The following is a 19362-nucleotide window of genomic DNA, read 5'->3' as shown; positions in this document are numbered from 1 at the left end:
CCCTTTCCGCTTTTTGCCGGGGTATTCGTCCCGGCGCCCTCAGGAGAGGAGATCCTGGAACGTCCGGAGCACGCGGGGGAGGGACCGCAGGGCGCCGTGCACGTGGTCCACGGCCCCGACGTCCACCAGGCGCACCTCGGCCCCGCCCGCCGCCAGGTCGTCGCGGCACAGCCGGGAGTTGGCGATCGCCACGTCGCGGTCGCCCCGGGAGGCGTACAGCGTGACCGGGACCCGGGGCCGCCAGCCGGTGCAGGTCGTGTCGCCGGCCCGCAGCGCTTCGAGGAAAGCGCCGGTGGGCTGCCTGACCAGGTCCATGAACGCGTCGGTCAGCAGCTCGGCCGGGCTCGCCGGGAGCGCGGCGGCGATCTGCTCCTCGGTGTGCAGCCCGTCGAAGAGCCCCCCACCGTCGTGTCGTACGGCGCGCGGAACGCCTGGCCGGGTGTGTCGTACAGGTGGTGGAGGCGGTTCATCGAGGTGATCCAGTACGCGAGGTAGAACGTCGCGGTGTGCGGCTCGATGTCCCCGGACAGGACGGCGGGCAGCTCGGCCCGCTCCACGGCGTACGGCCCGCTGATCGGGGCGAGCGCGGCGAGGCGGAGACCGGGCACGGCGCCCTGCTGGAGCGCGCGGCCCAGCGCCATCGCGGCCTGCCCGCCCTGGGAGAAGCCGGTGACCATCACCCGGCCGTCGAGGGTCCGGCCGTGCCGGGCGGCGAGATCGCGGGCGGCGCGCAGCAGGTCGGCCGAGGCCGTCACCTCCGACGCCGTGTCCATGTACGGGTGCCGGCCCGGCCCGAGGCCGAGACCGAGGTAGTCGGGCGCCAGCCCCGCGAAGCCGGCGGCGGCGAACATGACGGGCACCAGCCGGCCGTCGCCGTCCGCCGAGACGGAGGGCGCGTAGCGCTTGGTGGGGAGCGTCCCGTGCTCGTAGACCGCGAACGGCAGGCGCCCGTCCCGTGAGCGGGGCAGGGTCACCACGCCGCTGGCGGTCGTGGGCCTCCCGTCGGCGCCGATGGTCCGGTAGACGACCCGGTAGACGTCGACGCCGAGCGGGTGCTCCGGCGCGGGGAATCCGGCGGTGCGCAGGGTGGCGGCGACCTGGGCGGGCGACAGCCGGTCGAGGCGGGTCGCCGACACGATCGCGCCCCGCGGGGCCTCGGCGGTGACGGCGGTGACTGCGGTGGCGGCGGGCCGGGTGATCGCGGCGGAGGCGGTGGCGGGAACGGAGAGCACGGTGACCACCAGGGCGGCGCAGGCCGCGGCGGCGAGGAGTCGCTTGGGGAGGGAATTCGTCATGGCCGTCAAGCTAGGTTCCGGCGGTGATCACGGCCCATCCCGCGCACCGCAGAAACCATGGTGGGGAATCCCCTACCTCACCCCTCAGTGCGTGTTCGGCACGCTTGACCCTGTGACGGCTCGCTCGCGTCCTGGCAACGTGAACTAAGCTGTTCGAGTTGCTCGGGAACGTCGGCTCAGGGAGCACAGGAGCGGAAATGGCAGCCACACCGCGCGGCGCCGGTGACAGGTCGCGGTCCGCGCAGCGCCCCGCGGCGCAGGCCGAGCGGCGAGCCGACGCCCGGCGCAACATCAGGTCCATTCTGGACGCGGCCCAGCTTTGCCTGGCCCGCGACGCCGACGCCAGCGTCGCCGACATCGCCAAGGCGGCGGGGGTCGGCCGGGTCACGCTCTACGGGCACTTCAAAACCCGGGCAGATCTCGTCGACGCCGTCCTGACGCGCACGATGGAGCAGTCCGACGCCGCGCTCGACGCGACCGACACCACCGGTGACCCCTGCCAGGCGCTGACCCGGCTCGTCGGCGCCTCATGGCAGATCGTCCACCAGTTTCACTCCGTGCTTCAGGCCGCCCAGCGCGAACTGCCCCCGGAGCGGATCGTGGCCGTCCACGACCGGACCCTGCAAAGGGTCCAGACGATCATCGATCGCGGGCGACGCGCCGGCGCCTTCCGCGACGACCTACCCGCGAGGTGGCTCGTCACGACCGTGTTCAGCCTGATGCACGCCGCGGCGGAGGACACCGCCGCCGGCAGGCTGGACGCCGACGATGCCGCGCGGGTCATCTCGGCGACGCTGCTCGCCGCCCTCACCCCGCCCGGCACGGCCGTGCCCACGCCCGCCCCGTAACCGCCGACGCCACCGGTCCGCCCTGGCCGCGCACGCCCACACCGCGGCCGCGCGGCTCGGCATGGTCTCCGCCGGGTGACATCTCACGGCGCCAGACCTCCTCACCACCGTGCCGCGACCGCGCGCGCCTCTTCCCGGTGACGGCGACCTGGAGACTGCGCCATCCGAATCCGAACATCTATGTACGAATTAGGTGCTAGCCTGAAACTCGAACATGGTTGTTCAGGTTAACTCCCGAATCGTGAACACCTTCCACCGGCTCGGCGGCGCACTCGGGGTCGCCGTCCTGTCCACCGTCGCCGCCGACGGCACGACCGGCGTCACCCCGGCCTTCGCGGTCGGCGCCGTCGTCGCGCCGGCCGCCGCCGCGCTGAGCGCGTTCGCCGTGCCCGCGGGGGCCGCACCCGCCGGTGCGGCGCCACACGCCCCGCCGAGCCGCGCACCAGACGCGCACCCACAATGCAACGAGATCCAGGAGAACGACGATGAGTAGCCACCGCTCGGCGCACCATGACGCCGGCACGACGACACCGCCCCGGCCTCTCCGCCACCACGGCGCCGAGGACGACACCCGGTATGTACGGGTGATGGTGAGGCTCACCGCGATGATCGGGGGCCCGTTCTTCCTGCTCACCGTCATCCTGCACCCGGCCCGCGACGGGCACGACATCGCGGCGGGCGCCCAGTGGTATGCCTTCACTCATTCCATGGAGGCCATCAGCCTGCTGGTCCAGGCGATCTGCCTGGCCGGTGTCCTGGCCCTGGTCATGAACAGGTTCGGTCCGCGCGGACTCACCACGCTGTACACCGCGCTGGCCGGGACCATGCTCTGGTTCGGTCTGATCGTCTTCGACGGCGGCCACAACCCGGTGACGGCCAGGTATGCGCCCGACCTCGTGCACACCTCCAAGGACATCGACATCGAGGGCGGCATCATCGTGCTGGCCGCGAACATCGTCTTCCCTCTGGGATACGTGCTGCTCGCCCTGCTGCTCAACCGGTACGGACAACGGTGGACCGGCCTGCTCCTGGGATTCGGCGGCGTCGTCTACGCGATCGGCGGAACCGCGTCCCTGTTCGGCTTCGGACCGCACTCGGTGATCACATCCGTCATCGAGATCATCGGCGCCGCCCCGTACGCGTTGGGCTACGTGCTGCTCGGCCGCACCTTCGGGCGGGCCAGGCAACTCTCCACCTGACGCCCTGGTCGCGCCGGTCTCCCCGCCTGGACGGAAGCGCGACTCGACCGACCGACGACCACCGCGACGAGCCGTTCGCGGACGACCTGACGCCGGCTCATCGGCACCTTGCCGCAGAGAGCGGATCCTTGATACGACACATGGCCGGCCGCGCGCTGTGACCCTCGTCACGTATCAACACGAACACTGATGTACGACTTAAGTGCTAGAGTGAAACTCGAACATAGTTGTTCAGGTTAATCGGGGGTCGTGTCACGCCCGCGATCGCGGTTGACGCATTCCCCCGAGACCATCCCCGCCACATGAGACTTCCTGCCTATAGGGAGGTGAATTGCCATGACGTCGTTCCCCAAGGGCTGGTTTCCCCAGCAGGCATAACCCAAGAAGTTGATCTCAGTCCGATTCGGTCACGAGATCGTCGTGCCGGGTCCGAGGGGCGGAATGCCGTGGCAGTCGTGCCGCCCTCGGATCCGGCTTCGGCGCCCGCGGGTGCCTGCCGTGACCGTCATGACAGGGAAAAGCGAATCTCCGCATGGCAGAGCCCTCCTCCACGGCCGAATCGCAGGACGCGTCAGCGGCCTCACGAAGCCGAGCACGCGTCAAAGCCGGATACGGCGCCGTGTTCGTGGTCAAAGAATTCCGGGCGATTTTCACGGCCCATGTCCTTTCCATGCTGGGAAGCGTCTTCGCCGACGCCTCGCTGGCCGTGCTGGTATTCCGGCAGACCGGCTCGGCGCCGCTGACGGCGCTCGTCATCGCCCTCGGCTTCCTGCCCTACGCTCTCAGCGGGATCCTGCTCTCCGGCGTCGCCGACCGATACCCCGCCCGCCGGGTGCTGGTGGCCTGCGACCTGCTCTCGGCCGGCTGCGTGACGTTGATGGCCGTTCCGGTGACTCCGCTCGCGGTGTTGTTCGTCCTCCGCTTCGCCGTTTCGATGATGTCGCCGTTGTTCACCGGCACCCGGGCGGCGAGCCTGGCCGACATCCTGCCGGATGACTTGTACGTCCTGGGTCGCTCGCTGGTGCGGATGGTCTCGCAGGGGTCCCAGATCATCGGCTACGGACTCGGCGGATTGGCCCTGGTATGGCTGTCGCCCCGCACCGCGCTTCTCGTGACCGTCGCGACCTTTCTCGGTTCCGCGCTGCTCCTGCGTCTCGGCACCCGCGGCCGCCCGGCCCGGGCATCGGGGGGCGAGGCGATGATGCGCGCTTCGCTCGCCTCCACCCGGTCGTTGCTCGGCGCCCCCCGAATCCGCGCGCTGCTGCTGATGTGGTGGATCCCGCCGATGTTCTTCATCGTCGCCGAAGGAACCGCCGCGCCTTTCGCGGACGCCGCGGGTGCGGGCTCGGCGGGGTTCGGGCTCATCATGGCCGCGATGCCCGCGGGGACCGTGGCTGGCGAGGTGCTGGCCGGCACCCTGCTCGGGGCGGCCGCCCGCGAGCGGATCGCACTGCCGCTGGCAGTAGGGTCGATGCTGCCGATGGCCGCGTTCGCCGTCCATCCGCCGTTGCCGCTCGCGGTCGCGCTCCTGTTGCTCACAGGGCTGTGCGCCGCCTACACGCTCGGCATGGACCAGTGGTTCGTACACGCGGTGCCTGCGACGGTGCGGGGCAGCGCCATGTCCCTGCTGGGCGCCGGGCTCATGACCCTCCAGGGGCTCGGCGTGACCGCCGGCGGCGCCGTCGCCGCGTTCATTCCTCCGTACGCGGTGATCTGCGGAGCCGGTGCGGTCGGGACGGCCTGTATGTTCCTCGTCCTGCGATCGGTGCGCGCGACGCGGACGACGGCGCCGGCCGCGGACGCGGAGACGTAGACGCGAGACCCCGCCGCCGCTCCGCGCGTCCAACCGAGAAACTCCCGCAGCGAACGCGGTGCAGCGTCCGGGCTGCCGCCGTCTCCACCGCCGCTGCGAACGTCGGCGCCATCGCCGCCGCCCCTATTCGCTACCGCCGGCTCACCGAATGAGCGTCTAAAGGGCCGCGTTCCGCGGCTCGCCGCGGTAGGTGCCGAACGACCAGAGGTTGTCCTCCGGGTCGCGGACGACGAACTCGCGGGAGCCGTAGTCGGTGTCGTGTAGCTCCTGGACGACCCGCGCCCCCGCGGCGGTCGCCCGCGCGAACAACGCGTCCGGGTCGTCGGTCACGGCGTACGCGCCGAACGAGCCGGGGGTGAGGCTCCACTTGTCGTCCGGCGTGTCCCGGACGCTGCCCAGCATGATCCCGCCGCCGTGCGGCCAGGAGAGCTGGGCGTGGTCGACGCGGTCGCCCTCGCCGTACACGGCGGTCTCCTCGAAGCCGAACGCCTCGACGAGGAAGGCGATCAGGGCGCGTGCGTTCCTGGCCCGAAGCGTGGGCCATACCTGAGGTGCTGGTGTGGTGTCGTTCATGCCACCGAGTCTGGCGAGCCGTCCCCCGGCGCGGCTTGGACGTTTCGGAACAGCTCGCTGCCATGGCCGCCCTCCTCGGCCAGCCAGCGGCTGGGGGAGCACCCGGCGAGGGCGCCGAACTCGCGGGCGAGGTGCGCCTGGTCGTAGAACCCGCACTCGGCCGCCGCGTCGGCCAGCGTGAGCCGCCGTCCGGACGCCACCGCGCCCCCGGGCTGGTAGTGGACTTGGAGCAGGCGGCGGACCCGGTCGAACCGCACGACCCGCGCCGCCTCCTTGGGGGACAGGCCGATCTCCTCCCGGAACCGGCCGTTCAGGTGCCTGGTGCTCCAGCCCGCCTCGCGGGCGAGACCGGACACGGTGACCTGCCCGCCGGCGGCCAGCATCCGCCGCCACGCCCGCGCCACCTCGGCCGGATGCGCCCGCGTGGGGCGGGCGTGCCGGGACAGGATCGCGTCGAGGACCGCGAAGCGCTCGTCCCAGCCGGGCGCCTCCAGCAGGCGCTCGCGCAGCTCGCCCGCCCGTCGGCCGAGCACCTCGGCGCCGTCCAGGTCGAGCCCCGACAGCTCGCCGGCGGGCAACCCGAGCAGGGCCCGCGCGCCGAGCGGCGTCAGCGCGAGCTGCACGCCCGACTGCCGCCCGTCGTGCGTGATCAGCGCGGGGCCGGTGTGCAGCCCGCCGACCAGCGTGTCGTACGACCCGGGCGGGGTGCGCGGATCGGGGTGCGCCGCGACGACGAGCGGGTCGTCGAGCGTGACGATCACTGTCAGGTAGGGCGACGGCAGTCCGCGGTGCGTGGCGGGCGGGACTCCGGCCTCGCGATAGCCGGTGTACCACGCGACCAGTGGACGCAGCGCTGGAGCGGGCCGCCGGTGCAGGAAGCGTGCCTCGTCGCGCTCCTCGCGTTCGTCCGCGTCCGTCGTCCGTCGTGTCCGCGCCGCCATCGGCTGGTCCTCCTTCCCGCTCTCCCAGTCTCCACGAAGGGGAGCGCGGCGGCCATCGGGACCGGTCAGGCGGCTCCGGCGGCTCCGGCTCCGGCATCCGGGGCCCCTTCGGCCCCTTCTGCGTCGAGGTCGCGGGACAGGAGGTCCGCGAGGGAGGCGAGGGCCTCCTCCGCCCCCGGGCCGTCGGCCTCCAGGGTGACCTCGGTGCCGTGCCCGGCCCCGAGGGTGAGCACGCCCAGCATGCTGTTGGCGGGGACGGCCTTCCCGTCGCCCACGCGGATGCGCACGGGCACCGCCTGCCGCGCCGCCGCCTCGACGAAGATCTTGGCGGGGCGGGCGTGCAGGCCGGAGCGCGAGACGACCGCCACTGTCCTTTCCGGCATCGCGTACCTTTCAGGGCTCGATTTCAGGGCTCGATTTCAGGGCTCGATTTCAGGGCTCGGCTTCAGGGCTCGGCTTCAGGGCTGGCTTCAGGGCTCGATGGTGACCTTGATGGCGGCGCCGCGGGCGACGACGTCGATGGCGTCCATGACCTCGTCCAGGCCGAGGCGATGAGTGATCAGGTCGGCGACCGGCACCGCTCCGTCGGCGATGAGCCGCAGGGCGCGGGCGTTGTGCGCCGGGCTCGACCCGTTGGCGCCGACGATGGTCAGCTCCCGGTAGTGCACCAGGTTGGAGTCACAGGCGATGATCGGGTCGTCCTTCGGCAACCCCCCGAAGAAGCTGATCCGGCCCTGCCGCGCGGCCATCTGCAACGCCTGCTGCTGGGCCGCGCCGGAAGCCGCCGCCGTGATCACCACGTCGGCGCCCCGGCCTCCGGTGAGCTTGAGCACCTCGTCCACGAGGTCGGTCTCGCCCGAGCAGATCGCCGCGTCCGGCCGTACGAGGTCGGCTGCCATCGTGAGGCGTTCGGCGTTCAGGTCGGCGAGGAACACCCGGGCCGCGCCGCGCGAGCGGGCCAGCCGCACGTGCAGGCAGCCGATCGGGCCCGAGCCGACCACGACGACGTCGTCGCCCTCGCCGACGCGGGCCAGTTCCTGCCCGTTGAGCACGCAGGCGAGCGGCTCGGCGAGGGACGCCTCGGCGAACCCCACCCCGTCGGGGATGCGGTTGAGCCCGTCCACGGCGAGCACCTTGGCCGGTACGACCATGTACTGCGCGAAGCCGCCGTCGTAGTGGTAGCCCATCGACTCCTGGTTGGGGCAGACCGTGAGGTGGCCCCGGCGGCACTCCTCGCACTGGCCGCACGGGATCGCGGCGATCACCTGCACCCGGTCGCCGGGGCTCCAGCCGGTGACGCCCTCGCCGAGCTTCACGATCTCCCCGGCGATCTCGTGGCCCATCACGCGGGGCGGCCTGATGTGGTGGTGCCCGAACCGGTAGATCTTCACGTCCGTGCCGCACGTCGAGCAGTTGCGCACGCGGATCTTGACCTCGCCGGGGCGGGCGACGGGCTCGGGTACCTCCTCCAGGCGGATGTCCCCAGGAGCGTGGAAACGGGCGACTTTCACTCGGAGTCTTCCTCTCCGTCCGGTTGCAGCAGGTGGATGACCTCGTCGACCTCGGTGGCCGCGCGCAGCGACGCGGCGCGGTCCGGGTCGAGCAGGATCTGGGCGAGCTGCGACAGCAGCCGCAGGTGGCCGTCCCCGCGGGCCGCGATGCCGACGCACACCGTCACCCGCTCGCCGTGCCAGTCGACGCCCTCGGGGAAGCGCAGCACGCAGATGGCGTCGTGGCGGACCGCCTCCTTCGAGGTCAGCGTGCCGTGGGGGATGGCGACGCCCTCGCCGACGTACGTGGAGATCGACCGCTCGCGTTCGAGCATGGCCTCGGTGTAGCTCCCGTCCACCGCGCCGACCTCCTGGAGGACCGCTCCGCACTGCCGGATGGCGTCCTCGATGTCCGCGGCGGTCGCGGCCGTCCGTACGGCGCGGGGATCGAGGGGGAGCGGGGCCGTGCCGGCCCGGTCAGCCATCGATCGTGCCCCCGTTCTTGATGGCGGTGACGACCCGCGCCACGGCCGGGTCGCCGATGAAGACCTGGAACGGCACGAGCACGACGCCGGGGGCGCTCGCCCTGGCCCGGTCGGCCAGCCCGGTGTGGCACACGATCACGTCGGCGTCCCCGGGGATCGAGTTGACCGGGGTGTGCTCCACGCTGACCGGGGTGCCCTTGAGCTGCTTGCGCAGGGTGCTCGCCAGCATGACGCTGCTGCCCATGCCCGCGTCGCAGGCCACGATGAGCTTGCGGACGTCCTTGCCCTCGATGCTGGACACGGTTCTACGCCTCCTTGGTGGCGGGCACGCTCTCGGCCGCCGTCTCGCCGGTTGTGTCGCGGTTCTCGTCGCTCGTGAGGGTGGTGTCGCCGGTGTCGACCGGGATGGCGTCCTGCGCCGGGTCGTCCGCCTTGTCGCCGTTGGCGCGGCCGAAGCCCAGCAGCGCGGCGGCGACGGCGAAGGAGACGGCCGTCGCGACCACGATCCCGGCGATCACGCCGAACCAGCCGCCCTTCGGGGTCACCGCCATGTAGGCGAAGATGCTGCCCGGCGACGGCGTCGCGACCAGGCCCGCCCCGGTGACCAGGAAGGTGAGCACGCCCGAGGCGCCGCCGGCGATCGCCGCGAGGATCAGGCGCGGCTTCATCAGCACGTACGGGAAGTAGATCTCGTGAATACCGCCGAAGAAGTGAATGATCATGGCGGCGGGGGTGCTGGGACGCAGTGACCTCGGGCCGAACAGCAGGTAGGCGATCAGCAGGCCGAGGCCGGGGCCGGGGTTGGACTCCAGCATGAACAGGATCGACTTGCCATGCTTGACCGACTCGGCGACGCCCAGCGGCCCGAGCACTCCGTGGTTGATCGCGTTGTTGAGGAACAGCACCTTGGCCGGCTCGATGATGACCGAGGCGATCGGCAGGAGAGAGTGGGTGATGAGCCACTCGACACCGCTGCCCGCCACCTCGGTGACCTTCTCCACGACCGGGCCGATGGCGAGGACGCCGGCGATCGCCATGACCGCGCCGACGATGCCGGCGGTGAAGTTGTCGACCAGCATCTCGAAGCCGGCCTTGGTCCGCTCGGCGGTGAACCTGTCGACGTACTTGAGGATCAGCGCGGCCAGCGGGCCGATGATCATCGCGCCGAGGAACATCGGGACGTCCGCCCCGACGACGACGCCCATCGTGGCGACGGCACCGACGACCGCGCCGCGCTGGGCGTGGACCATCCGGCCGCCGGTGTAACCGATGAGCACCGGGAGGAGGGTGCTGATTATCGGGCCGACGAGCTCGGCGAGTGTCTTGTTCGGCAGCCACCCGGTCGGGATGAACAGGGCCGTGATGAGGCCCCAGGCGATGAAGGCGCCGATGTTGGGCATGATCATCCCGGCGAGATGGCCGCCGAAGCGCTGGATCGTGGCCCGCACACCGGTGCCGTGGACGGTGGGGGTATAGGGCGTGGCCATTGACGTGCTCCTTCCGGGGCGACCGGCCTGGCTGGCCGGTTGGTGGGGGGTGGCGCTCATCCCCCGGGTATGAGCGAGCGAAGCGAGTGAATCGGTAGGGACGGTGCGTCGCGCTCAGGCGCCCTCGAGCGCCGAGCGAGGGGGTGGCGTGAGCGGCCGGGACGGGTCGGGGGGACCGATCCGGACGTGTGTGCGATCGATGTCGGCCGGGCGGGGCATCCGGCTGCCGGGCAGTCCCACGGCCGCGCTAGCCCAAGCGAGGCCCTCGGCGAGGGCCGTCGCGCCGCGGGCCCCCGCGGCGAGGAAGCCCGCCAGCAGGGCGTCGCCCGCGCCCACGCTGCTGCGCGGCTCCTCGACCGCGCATTCGCCGTACCAGACCTGTTCGTCGTGCTCGACCAGCAGCGCGCCGTCCGCCCCGAGGCTGGTCAGGACCGACCGCGCGCCCATGGCGCGCAGCTTGCCGACCGCGTCGAGCACGTCGCCGACACGGGCGATCGATGTGCCGGTGGCCTCGGCGAGCTCGTCGCGGTTCGGCTTGACCAGCGCGGGGCCGGCGTTCACGGCGGACACGAGGGCGGGGCCGCTCGTGTCGACCGCCAGGTTGATGCCGGCGTCGGCGAACCGGCGGCACAGCCCGGCGTAGACGTCCACCGGCACGCCGGGCGGGAGGCTGCCCGAGGCGACCACCCAGTCGGCCGACCGTGCGGCGTCGAGCACGGCGCCCGCCAGCGTGTCCAGCTCGGCGGGGGTCAGTGCGGTGCCCGGCTCGTTCACCTTGGTGACGGTGCCGTCCGGCTCGGCGATCGCGACGTTGGACCTGGTGGGGCCCTCCACCGGCACCGGGATCATGTCGATGCCCTCCGCCGACAGCAAGTCGAGGAGCCGACGCCCCTCGCTGCCGCCGTACGGGATGACCGCGCACGACCGGACATCGTTGGCCAGCAGGGCCCGCGACACGTTGACGCCCTTGCCGCCGGGGTCGAGGTGGGTGGCGGCCGCCCGGATGACGGCCCCGCGGGTGAGCGCGCCGACCTCGATCGTGCGGTCGAGGCTGGGGTTCAGGGTCAGGGTGAGGATCATGCGCGGACCACCTCGGGTCCGGCGGCGGCGAGCGCGGCGGCCTGGTCGGGGTCGAGCCCGGTGTCGGTGATGACGACGTCGATCTCGCCGAGCGTCGCGAAGCGCGAGAGGTAGGTGCCGGAGAACTTCGTGTGGTCGGCCAGCAGGACGGCGCGATCGGCGCAGGCGATCATCGCCCGCTTGATCGCCGCCTCGGCCGGGTCGGGGGTGGTCAGGCCCTTGGCCAGCGAGCAGCCGTTGGTGGCCATGAAGGCCACGTCGACGTTGAGCTGCGACAACTGCTGGATGGCCCAGTCCTCCACGGTCGCCAGCGTCCGGCCGCGCACCCGGCCGCCCAGCATGAGCACGGTCAGGTTGGGGCGGGCCGCCAGCACCGTGGCCAGCGGAGGCGAGTTCACGACGACGGTGAGCTCGCGGTCCGGAGGCAGTGCCTGCACGAGCCGGCTCGTCGTGGAGCCCGCGTCGATGACCACGGAGCCGTCCTCGGGGAGCTCGGCCAGGGCGGCCTTGGCGATGCGCTCCTTCTCGGCCGTCATCACCTCGTCCCTGGCGGCCAGGGCGGGCTCGAACCCCAGGCGCTCGACCGGGATCGCGCCGCCGTGCACGCGCCGCAGGACGCCCGCGCGCTCCAGTGCGGTCAGGTCGCGGCGGATCGTCTCCGTCGTGACGCCGAACCGCTCGGCCAGCGTCACCACGTCGACCCGGCCGGCGTCGCGGGCCGCCCGCAGGATCTCCTGCTGCCGCTCCTCGGCGTACATCGTGTTGGTTCACCGCCGTTTCGATGTTGTTTCGTATGTGTTTATACCCGGCTCTGTTGGACGGTCAAGGGCGGTGGACGTAACAAAACGGCACCCGGCGGTGTGTCTGCGGGGCCGGCGGGTTCGTGCCGGGCCATCCGGCAGGGCGGCTTCGGGTCCGTCAGGGACGTGGTGGCGTACCGGACCGGGGCACACCGGTGTCCGCTCCCGCGTGCTCGGGTGCGACGCCCTGCGTGTCGTACGGCGGCGCGGTCACGCGCGGGGGCGCGCGATGAGCGCCGCCGTCACCTGGTGCGCCCGCGCGTTGAGACGGCGGACAAAATCGACGAACTTCTCCAATTGGTCGTCGTCGTAGTCGGAGACGACCGCCAGGAACTCCGACTCCACCGTGGCGAAGACCTCCTCCAACGCCGCCTCGTGCCGTCCGGTCGAACGGATCAGCACCTTGCGGCGGTCGAGGTCGTCCCGATGCCGCTCGACGAAGCCGCCGCGTTCGAGCCGGTCGACGACCGACGTGACGGCCGACGTGCTCAGGCCGGTGAGCTCGGCCAGCCGTCCCGCCGTGAGCTCCGGCTCGTGGCGGGCCAGATCGAGGCACTTCAGATCGGTCGGACCGAGCCCGAATCGGTCCGCGATCGCCTGGTGCAGCACGACGCCGCGGCCGGCGTTCTCGCGCATCGCCTCCATCAGAGCTCGCAGTGCCTCGGATCGATGGGTTGACACGAATACTCCACATCGTTCATAAGTGTAGATATCTCGATCGATCGAGATTTCCCAAGCGTCGGACGAATTTTACCTTCAGGAGGCTGATCATGACCACCGAGTCCGCACCCGTCCTCGTGGCCGGAGCCGGTCTGGCCGGACTGTCCACCGCGATGTTCCTCGGTCTGCACGAGGTGCCCGCGCTCGTCGTGGAACGCCACGCGGGCCTGTCGACCCAGCCCAAGGCACGGGGGCAGATGCCTCCGACGATGGAGGCGCTCGCCACGGCCGGCGTGGCCGGACGGTTCCTGGAGGCCGCGCCGCCCGGGGGGACCGAGAGCATCATCGTGATCGCGGAGAGCGTCACCGGCAGGGTCCTGCACGACTTCGTGCAGACCGCGCCGGACTTATCCGGCTTATCCGCTGCTCCGATGGCCGCGACCAGTCAGGAACGCGCCGAGCGCATCCTCGCCGACAGGGCCGTCCAACTGGGAGCCGAGATCAGGTTCTCCACCGTCCTGGAGTCCTTCAGGCAGGAGGACGACAGGGTCGTCGCCACGCTCCTCGACACCGCCACCGGGCGTCGGCGGACGCTGACCTCCCGCTACCTGGTCGGCGCGGACGGCCACAAGGGCACGATCAGGGACGCCGCCGGCATCTCGGCGCACGGACGGACCTCGGCCCGGCCCGCCCGGACGATGTTCCTGCAGTTCGAGGCCGATCTCGACGTCACGCTCCGGGGGGCCGCCTTCGGCCTGTTCTACCTCCGCAACCCCGCCCTGCCCGGCGGATCGGTCACCGTGGTCACCACCGACCACCCGGGCCGGTACGTCGTGAGCTGTGTGTTCGGCCCGGATGAGGAACCCGATCGGGACGCGCTCACCCAGATCATCCGCACCGCCTGCGGCGTGCCGGACCTGGACGTGACGATCGTGGACGCGGCGTGGTCGTCCTCCGGTGAGCACGTCACCCGTGTCGCCGACACCTTCCACTCCGGGCGGGTCCTCCTCGCCGGCGACGCCGCCCACCTCATGCCGCCGACCGGCGGGCAGGGTGGCAACACCGCCGTCATGGACGGGTATCACCTCGCCTGGAGGCTCGCGTACGCGCTGGCCGGTGTGGCGGGTCCCGGCCTGGTCGCCTCCTACGACGCCGAGCGCCGCCCGTACGCCGACGCCCTCGCCGAGCAGCAGTACGCGAACATGGTCCAGCGCCGGGCGCCGCACCTGCGCGACGACACGGTCGCGGAGATCATGGATCCCGCGGTCGCGTTGTTCGGCTACGTCTCGCCGTCCGGCGCGTTCGTCCGCGAACCGGGCGAGGAGCGCCCGCTCTTCGAGGATCCGGCCTCGCCCTCGGGACGTCCGGGAACCCGGGCGCCCCATGTGCGGCTCAGCCGCGAGGGCGTGCCGATCTCGGCCCGCGACCTGTTCGGCACCGGGTTCACGGTGCTCGCCGGCGCCGAGGGCGGGATCTGGGAGAAGGCGGCGGCCGAGGCCGCGCGGAGTCTCCGCGTTCCCATCGAGACGTACGTCGTGGGCGGCGCGCCGGAGCTCGGCGACCCTGACGGCCGGTTCCCCGCCGCGTACGGGATCACCTCGACCGGAGCCGTCCTCGTGCGGCCGGACGGCATCATCGCCTGGCGGTCGCCCGGCGAGGCCGGCCTCGCGGACCTGGAAGGCGCGCTGCGTACGGTCCTCGCGTGAGCGGCTAGGGTGCTGGACTCGTGAGATCGAGCGGGGAGGCGCGGATGCGACCGTCGGGACCGGAGTGGGCCGAGGTGCGGCGACGCCTGGACGGGCATCGGCACGAGCTGACCGTGGCGGCGGATCGGCTCTATCCCGGGCCGCCCAGGGCCGGATCGACCCGTCTGCTCACCCGGGACGGCTGGATTCCGGCCACGCCGCTCGACCTGCGCGAGGTGCGGCTCCGATGGGTGGAGGACGCTCCCGCCCCCGCCGTCACGGGCCGCGAGCCGGAGGCGGCGGCCCTGCTCCCGGAGGGCGCAGGCGCCTACCCGGACGCGCTGGGGACGCTCGCCCGCCCCCGGCTCTTCGAGGACCGCACCTGCTACCGGCTGCTGGAGGTCGCCTGGCCGGAACTGGCCTTCACCCGCGCGCGCTACTTCGACGGCGTGAGCGTGGGAGAGGCGGCCGCGCACGAGTTCGCCGCGCACGAGTCCGCGGGGTATGGCGGCGGACAGCCGCCGCCGTTCCGCGCCCTCGTGGGCGACCCCACCGACCTGCGCCGGCGGCCCGCGCTCTGCGCGATCTCGATGCTCACGCTGCGCCACGACCGCCGTACGGGGGAGACGTCGTTCGTCCTGCACTGGCGCGACCCGGCCCGGGTGGCGCACGCCGGCGGGCTCTTCCAGGTCATGCCGGTCGGGGTGTTCCAGCCCGCGCACGAGTCCGCGGGCGCGGAGCAGGCCGACCTCGACCTGTGGAAGTGCGTGGTCCGCGAGTACGCCGAGGAGTTCCTCGGACGGGGGGAGGAGTACGGCGACGGCTTCGACTACGAGAGCTGGCCGCTCTACCGGCTGCTGACGGACGCCCGCGAGGACGGGCGGGCGCGCTCCCTCGTGCTGGGTGCGGGGGTCGATCCGCTGACCTTCGCGACCGACTTCCTCACGGCGACCGTGCTGGAGGCGGAGACGTTCGACGCCGTCTTCGGCGAGGTCGCCGCGTCCAACAGCGAGGGCCGGGTCGTCGGCCGCGTCCCGTTCGACGCGGAGACGGTGCGGCGGTACGTCCGCGACGAGCCGATGCAGGCGGCGGGCGCGGCCGTGCTGGACCTCGCCTGGCGGCACCGCGAGGCTCTGCTGTAGTCACACGCACGCCGTCCCCGCCGGCCGATCAGGCCGAGGGGGACGGCGTGTCGCGAGGAGGACGGTCAGCTCTCGGGGGTGAGCGCGCCGGCGCCGCCCACGATCGGCAGCGTCACCGTGCTCTTCGTCGTGTCGAGGTGCAGCCGCGCGCCGGGGGCGGGCCGGATGGTGTACTCGTAGTCGCTCGACAGCAGCACGACCCCGATCCGGTGCCCCGCCGGGAAGACGTAGTCGTGCGGCTGAAGGTCGAAGTCGAGGCGGTAGGGCGTGCCCGGCTTGACCGGCTCGGTCCGTGAGATCGACTTACGGTTCTGCGGGTCGATCCAGCCCCGGGTGATGATCTTCGCCTTGCCGTTCTGGTCGTAGTCGACGAGCAGCGCCGTGACGTTCGCGGCGGGCTGGTCGAAGGACATCCGCAGCGACACCCGCGGGGTGCCGCTGAGCCTGGCCGCCGCGGTCAGCGCCTCCGACTTGTACGCCAGGCGGTTGGGCGAGGTGGCGGCGTCGGCGAGGGTCTGCGCCCGCTTGGTGGCGTCGTCGACGATCGTCTCGGTCACCGGCTCGCCCGCCCGGGTCCTGTCGGACGTGAGGACGCCGGCCGCGCCGCCGGCGCCGGGAGCCAGGTTGAGCTCGGTGTCCGCGGCGGCCGGGTCGGGCCACTCGGCGTACTGCACCAGGGTCCGGTCCTCGCGCTGCACCAGGGCCCGAGGGTCGTTCTCCACGCCGTTCTGGTAATCCCACAGGTAGCGGGTGAACCAGCGGTTGAGCACGTCGACGCTGGGGGAGCCGCCATGCCCGCCCTGGTGGAGGTAGATCTTGTGCGGCACCCCGCGCGCCTTGAGCGCCTCGTACCACTGCGCGGCGTGCTTGGTCTTGACGTTCCAGTCGTTGAGGCCGTGCGCGACCAGCACCGCGGCGTGGACCTTGTCCACGTCGTTCATGTAGTTGCGTTCGTCCCAGAAGGCGTTGTAGTCGCCGGTGACGCGGTCCTGCGCCTTCGCGAGCTCCTCGATGACGCTCCGGCAGACCTGCTTGTCCGCGCGCGTGTAGACGTACTCCGCGAGCACGTCGGTGTCCTCGCCCTGGTAGCCGCCGGGGGCCACGACGGCGCCGTTCGCCCGGTAGTAGTCGTACCAGCTGGAGATCGCCGAGATCGGCACGATGGCCTCCAGCCCCTCGACGCCGGTGCTCGCGACCGCGTTGGGCAGGGTGCCGTTGTACGAGGTGCCGATCATGCCGACCTTGCCGGTCGTCCACGTCGCCGTGACCTCGCGTCCGGAGGCGTCGTACGCCTTCGCGCGGCCGTTCAGCCAGTCGACGACGGATCTGGCGCCGATGGTCTCGTTGCGCCCGCCGGTGGTCGGGCAGCCGTCGGACTTGCCGCTGCCCAGCGACTCGGCGTGGACCACCGCGAAGCCGCGGGGCAGCCAGTTGGACTCGTGGCTGGTGCTGATCGCCGGCTGCGGGCCGCTCGCCGCGAGGGACGCGTCCGCGCCGCCGGCCCCGGCATCGTCCGCGGTCGCCGCGGCCAGCCGCTCGTCGGCCGCCGGGTCGAGCACCTTGCCGCCGCGGTCCAGCCAGCCCTTGCCCGGGCGGAGCGCCTGGTTGAGCTCGTGGTCGACGTCGTGGTTGGTGATGGGGTTGCCGCCGGCGTAGTAGGGGCTGACCTCGTACACGACGGGCGACTTCAGGCCGGCCGTCTCGGTCTCCTTGAGCCGGGTGACCTCGGCGTGCACCCGGTCGCTCCGGCCGTCGCCGTCGCTGTCGACCGGGGTCTCGACCCACACCTCCTCGCGGATCCAGTCGTTCCTGTTGGACGAGAACACCGGCTGGGCCATGCCGTCCTGGAACACCGGCCCGACGGGGACGGCCGCGCCCGCGGGGGCCGAGTTCGCGGCGAGCCCCGTGACGGTCGTGGCGACGGCGAGGCCCAGCGCCGCCGCGCCCCTGCGTGCGGCTCCCGTACGGCGTGACGCGGCCGGCGGGAGGGGACCAGGCGTCAATCGGCGCGATGAGGACATCGGCAAACCTTCCAAGAACCATCGGGGGGATTCGGGCCGGGGGATTCGGCCCGCAGAGGGCGATGCTAGGGACGCAAGTGCCGAATGTCTTCGGACGACCGTTCTGTCTTGATCGCTACTGTTTTCGACAGATGTCGAAATCTGCCTCAACGCGACACCGCAGGGCCGGATGATGATCGCCGTACACGACGTACCCGTGACGGTGACCCCGGCAGGCGCGGGCTCCCTCGACGAGACCGCCCGCCGGGCCCGCGCGGCCCGCCGTCGCCGCTACCTGCTGCCGGTTGTCCGTACGCCGGAAGGGCGTCAGTAGCCGTAGCGGCTCTTCAGATGCCGCCATACGTCGCGCAGCATCCACGCGTCGAACTCGGTGATCGACGTGGCGGAGCCCGCCTTCATGAGGAAGCAGCACTGCCCGGCCGGGGTCCAGTCGTAGAAGTCGTCCAGGCCGAAGCTGTGCCCGATCTCGTGGAGGAGGATGTGGATGTCGTCGGTGCCGAGGTTGTCCACCAGATACTCGCTGCCGACGCGCTGTCCCCAGGCGCCTCCCATGCCGCCGTTCATGCCCTCGGTGAGCCACAGCGACATGTCGTAGTGGTGGGAGGCGCCGCCCGGGCAGTCCGGGTAGGCGCCCGACTGGTCGAACAGGCGTCCGCACGGCTCGGCGCACTGCGGCGCGTTCTCGCGCATGTCGCCGGCGTACACGTCCACGGAGTCGTCGCTCCACTGCAGCGTGGCACGGTCGCGTACGGCCCAGCCGACCACCTTCACCGGCACGTCCGCGTACGGCCAGCCGTTGTGGCCCGCCATCACGTCCATCCACTTCTTGAACGACCTGGCCAGCGCGGCGTGGATCTTGTCGCGCAGCTCCGCCGAGACCGGCGCGCTGGAGTCCCAGCGGACGCAGTAGTTGACGCTTCCGCCGTTGGCCATGATCTGGTCCCAGGCGTAGTTGCGGTAGGCGTACAGGTCGGTGTTGGTGGACTCGACGTGCCGCCAGACCTCGTCGAGCGGCGCGACCATGCCGGCGGGCGGGCTCCAGCCGCTCTGCTTGGCGGCGTCGGCGAGCGCCCTGATCTCCAGCAGCCCGACCGACGCCTGGCCGCTGCGCAGGACGACGCGCAGCCGGGTCGTGGTGACGGCGGGGAACGTGACGGTGTTGTAGGTGTCGGCCGCGGTGGGGTAGGAGGCGGCGACGTCCACGTACGCTCCGCCGTCCCAGCTCTGGAGCTTCCACGAGGCCGGCAGTCGTACGCCGCCTCCGTCGTCGAAGAAGTAGACCTGCACCGAGGAGATCGTCTGGGCGGACGGCCAGGTCAGCTGGGCCCACTGCTCGCCGGCCTCGGGCCAGGTGCCCCAGCGGCGGTTTCGCCTGTCATCGGAGCGAGCCGGGTCGATGCCGTCGTTGACGGCGGCGACGCTCTCCCAGGGAGAGGTGTAGGAGGCGGAGGCGGTGGCCGACGGGGCCACGTTCGCCACGGCGGCGTCGGCACGCGTGGGCGCCAGCAGAAAGCCTGCGACCAGCGCGAGAACGGCGAACAATCGCCTCATGCCTGTCTCCTTCGCGGCACGGTGAGCGAGCGCTCACCGTGCCGCCGTCGGGGGGAGTGCTGTGGAGCGGAGTGCTCCGAGTTTTTTCCGCCACAAAAGGGGTGTCAAGCCCCCAACCGGAACGATGTGACGGACGGGACCACGAGCCGACAGGGTCAGCGCGGCTCCAGAACGACCCGGTGAATTCCGGAAGAAGTCGCTGATTTTAGGATGACCTGGTCGTTTAAGGGTGACGAGGTGGTTTCCGGGATGACAGCGCGTGGATGACAGGGCGGTTGGGGACCCGCTGACC

General features: G+C 71.9%; 21 protein-coding genes. 7 read left to right on the top strand and 14 right to left on the bottom strand.

Annotated elements, in window-relative coordinates:
* Nucleotides 1–39 precede the first annotated feature (39 nt).
* Together QSK36_RS15485 and QSK36_RS15480 are read right to left on the bottom strand one after the other, a co-directional pair.
* Nucleotides 40–315, bottom strand: a complete 276-nt coding sequence (locus QSK36_RS15485; RefSeq protein ID WP_285782889.1) for a hypothetical protein — start codon at nucleotides 313–315, stop codon at nucleotides 40–42.
* Between the two features lie 11 nt (nucleotides 316–326).
* Complete coding sequence (locus QSK36_RS15480; RefSeq protein WP_285782888.1) at nucleotides 327–1295, bottom strand: dienelactone hydrolase family protein; 969 nt, start codon at nucleotides 1293–1295, stop codon at nucleotides 327–329.
* Between the two features lie 197 nt (nucleotides 1296–1492).
* Between QSK36_RS15480 and QSK36_RS15475 the strand changes: the two genes are divergently transcribed.
* The 4 genes from QSK36_RS15475 (at nucleotide 1493) to QSK36_RS15460 (ending at nucleotide 5155) form a co-directional block, all read left to right on the top strand.
* Nucleotides 1493–2143, top strand: a complete 651-nt coding sequence (locus QSK36_RS15475) for a TetR/AcrR family transcriptional regulator (protein ID WP_183539119.1) — start codon at nucleotides 1493–1495, stop codon at nucleotides 2141–2143.
* 241 nt (nucleotides 2144–2384) lie between these two features.
* The gene (locus QSK36_RS15470) at nucleotides 2385–2636 is read left to right on the top strand and encodes a hypothetical protein (protein ID WP_285782887.1); all 252 of its coding nucleotides are present in this window, start codon (nucleotides 2385–2387) and stop codon (nucleotides 2634–2636) included.
* Nucleotides 2629–3342: a hypothetical protein gene (locus QSK36_RS15465; protein ID WP_285782886.1), complete on the top strand. Its 714-nt coding sequence runs from the start codon at nucleotides 2629–2631 to the stop codon at nucleotides 3340–3342. Before QSK36_RS15470 ends, QSK36_RS15465 begins: the two co-directional genes overlap by 8 nt.
* A 532-nt stretch (nucleotides 3343–3874) precedes the next feature.
* On the top strand, nucleotides 3875–5155 hold the full coding sequence (locus QSK36_RS15460; RefSeq protein WP_285782885.1) for an MFS transporter: 1281 nt from the start codon (nucleotides 3875–3877) through the stop codon (nucleotides 5153–5155).
* A gap of 156 nt (nucleotides 5156–5311) precedes the next feature.
* Here the strand turns inward: QSK36_RS15460 and QSK36_RS15455 are convergent, their stop codons facing one another.
* From QSK36_RS15455 to QSK36_RS15410, 10 genes are all read right to left on the bottom strand, one after another.
* Complete coding sequence (locus QSK36_RS15455; protein WP_285782884.1) at nucleotides 5312–5728, bottom strand: VOC family protein; 417 nt, start codon at nucleotides 5726–5728, stop codon at nucleotides 5312–5314.
* Entirely contained in the window at nucleotides 5725–6669 is a 945-nt protein-coding gene (locus tag QSK36_RS15450; RefSeq protein WP_285782883.1) for a helix-turn-helix domain-containing protein, read from the bottom strand. Before QSK36_RS15450 ends, QSK36_RS15455 begins: the two co-directional genes overlap by 4 nt.
* A gap of 65 nt (nucleotides 6670–6734) precedes the next feature.
* Complete coding sequence (locus QSK36_RS15445) at nucleotides 6735–7052, bottom strand: HPr family phosphocarrier protein (protein WP_285782882.1); 318 nt, start codon at nucleotides 7050–7052, stop codon at nucleotides 6735–6737.
* 87 nt (nucleotides 7053–7139) lie between these two features.
* Nucleotides 7140–8180, bottom strand: a complete 1041-nt coding sequence (locus QSK36_RS15440; protein WP_285782881.1) for a zinc-dependent dehydrogenase — start codon at nucleotides 8178–8180, stop codon at nucleotides 7140–7142.
* The gene (locus QSK36_RS15435) at nucleotides 8177–8644 is read right to left on the bottom strand and encodes a PTS mannitol transporter subunit IIA (RefSeq protein WP_285782880.1); all 468 of its coding nucleotides are present in this window, start codon (nucleotides 8642–8644) and stop codon (nucleotides 8177–8179) included. Before QSK36_RS15435 ends, QSK36_RS15440 begins: the two co-directional genes overlap by 4 nt.
* Complete coding sequence (locus tag QSK36_RS15430) at nucleotides 8637–8945, bottom strand: PTS sugar transporter subunit IIBC family protein (RefSeq protein WP_076431715.1); 309 nt, start codon at nucleotides 8943–8945, stop codon at nucleotides 8637–8639. The genes QSK36_RS15435 and QSK36_RS15430 overlap by 8 nt, the downstream gene beginning before the upstream one ends.
* 4 nt (nucleotides 8946–8949) lie before the next feature.
* On the bottom strand, nucleotides 8950–10131 hold the full coding sequence (mtlA, locus tag QSK36_RS15425) for a mannitol-specific PTS transporter subunit IIC (protein WP_285782879.1): 1182 nt from the start codon (nucleotides 10129–10131) through the stop codon (nucleotides 8950–8952).
* 114 nt (nucleotides 10132–10245) lie between these two features.
* The gene (pfkB, locus tag QSK36_RS15420; RefSeq protein WP_285782878.1) at nucleotides 10246–11211 is read right to left on the bottom strand and encodes a 1-phosphofructokinase; all 966 of its coding nucleotides are present in this window, start codon (nucleotides 11209–11211) and stop codon (nucleotides 10246–10248) included.
* Entirely contained in the window at nucleotides 11208–11969 is a 762-nt protein-coding gene (locus tag QSK36_RS15415; RefSeq protein WP_183539138.1) for a DeoR/GlpR family DNA-binding transcription regulator, read from the bottom strand. Before QSK36_RS15415 ends, pfkB begins: the two co-directional genes overlap by 4 nt.
* Before the next feature lie 252 nt (nucleotides 11970–12221).
* On the bottom strand, nucleotides 12222–12692 hold the full coding sequence (locus tag QSK36_RS15410; RefSeq protein ID WP_183539139.1) for a MarR family winged helix-turn-helix transcriptional regulator: 471 nt from the start codon (nucleotides 12690–12692) through the stop codon (nucleotides 12222–12224).
* Between the two features lie 89 nt (nucleotides 12693–12781).
* Between QSK36_RS15410 and QSK36_RS15405 the strand changes: the two genes are divergently transcribed.
* Both QSK36_RS15405 and QSK36_RS15400 read left to right on the top strand, forming a co-directional pair.
* Nucleotides 12782–14377: an FAD-dependent monooxygenase gene (locus tag QSK36_RS15405; protein ID WP_285782877.1), complete on the top strand. Its 1596-nt coding sequence runs from the start codon at nucleotides 12782–12784 to the stop codon at nucleotides 14375–14377.
* Nucleotides 14378–14421: 44 nt separating this feature from the next.
* Nucleotides 14422–15498 (top strand): hypothetical protein, encoded by a 1077-nt coding sequence (locus tag QSK36_RS15400; protein ID WP_285782876.1) that lies wholly within the window; start codon nucleotides 14422–14424, stop codon nucleotides 15496–15498.
* A gap of 65 nt (nucleotides 15499–15563) precedes the next feature.
* On the opposite strand, the gene QSK36_RS15395 is transcribed toward QSK36_RS15400, so the two are convergent.
* Entirely contained in the window at nucleotides 15564–17519 is a 1956-nt protein-coding gene (locus QSK36_RS15395) for a Xaa-Pro dipeptidyl-peptidase (RefSeq protein WP_285782875.1), read from the bottom strand.
* Nucleotides 17520–17688: 169 nt separating this feature from the next.
* On the opposite strand from QSK36_RS15395, the gene QSK36_RS15390 reads away from it, so the two are divergent.
* Nucleotides 17689–17832: a hypothetical protein gene (locus tag QSK36_RS15390; RefSeq protein WP_285782874.1), complete on the top strand. Its 144-nt coding sequence runs from the start codon at nucleotides 17689–17691 to the stop codon at nucleotides 17830–17832.
* Here the strand turns inward: QSK36_RS15390 and QSK36_RS15385 are convergent.
* Nucleotides 17826–19070: a DUF7402 domain-containing protein gene (locus QSK36_RS15385; protein WP_285782873.1), complete on the bottom strand. Its 1245-nt coding sequence runs from the start codon at nucleotides 19068–19070 to the stop codon at nucleotides 17826–17828. The two genes, QSK36_RS15390 and QSK36_RS15385, sit on opposite strands and share 7 nt — an antisense overlap.
* Between the last annotated feature and the right edge of the window lie 292 nt (nucleotides 19071–19362).

It is taken from the genome of Microbispora sp. NBRC 16548 (assembly GCF_030268985.1).
GTDB lineage: Bacteria > Actinomycetota > Actinomycetes > Streptosporangiales > Streptosporangiaceae > Microbispora > Microbispora catharanthi.
The sequence above is the reverse complement of the archived record's forward strand: the minus strand, read 5'-3'. Positions and strand labels throughout refer to the sequence as shown.